The 866-nt window shown below is 69.3% G+C and carries 1 protein-coding gene; it reads right to left on the reverse strand.

Going from position 1 to position 866, the window contains the following annotated elements:
• Positions 1 to 866: cellulase family glycosylhydrolase (locus JFB92_RS24950; RefSeq protein ID WP_199044661.1), on the reverse strand; the 866-nt coding region annotated here is incomplete at its 5' end.

Here is an 866-nt window from a genome sequence, read left to right on the forward strand (position 1 = left end):
CTAGGCGCTGCACGCCACGGTCGGGGTCGCGCTGTCGCCGTTGCCGACGAAACCGAAGGCGCTGATCGTCTCGCCGGAGGCGATGTCGCCGTTCCAACCGGCGTCGGAGGCGGTCACGGTCGATCCGCTCTCGGTCAGGTCGGCGCTCCAGTGGCTGGAGATCGATTGGCCGCCGGGCCAGTCCCAGGTCACCGTCCAGCCGTCGAGTGCGGCCCCGCCCGCGGTTATGTGCACTTCGGCCGTCCATCCCGAGCCCCAGTCGTCGACGACGGCCAGCTCCGCGGTGCAATCCCCCGAGGGCGGGTCGGTGGGCTCGTCGGTGGTGGGCGGGTCGGTCGGCGGGTCGGTCGTGCCGCCCTCGCGGATCCGGTCGCGGATCCACTCGCCGGCCTCCTTGAGGTTGGTCGTGCCGGTGAACGGCCCGTCCGGGCAGGTGCCGGTCTCGAAGACCGCGCCGGAGCGGTGGTCGTCGGAGAAGTTCCAGTTCACCCAACTGATGCCCTTGTCCTCCATGAGGTCGAGGTAGCGCTGGGACATGGCGAAGTCGTTCGCGCCCTCGCCCGCGTAGTCCTGGGTGCCGAACTCGGTGACGAACACCGGGATGCTGCCGGCCGCCCGCGAAAGGGCGTCGAGGTAGGACTCGCGGTGGGAGGCGGCGTAGAAGTGGAAGGTGTACATGATGTTCGAGGCGTCGACCGGATCGTCGATGACCTCCTGCTCATCGGTGCCTCCGGAGACGCCGAGCGAGGACCAGTCGGCGGTGCCGAGCAGGACGACGCCGTCGGAGTCGTGCTGCCTGATCACGGGGATGATCTGCTCGTGGTAGGACTTGATCTCCGCCCAGGAGACGCCGTTGGGCTCGTTGG

This window comes from Glycomyces salinus (assembly GCF_016428645.1).
Lineage (GTDB): Bacteria > Actinomycetota > Actinomycetes > Mycobacteriales > Micromonosporaceae > Glycomyces > Glycomyces salinus.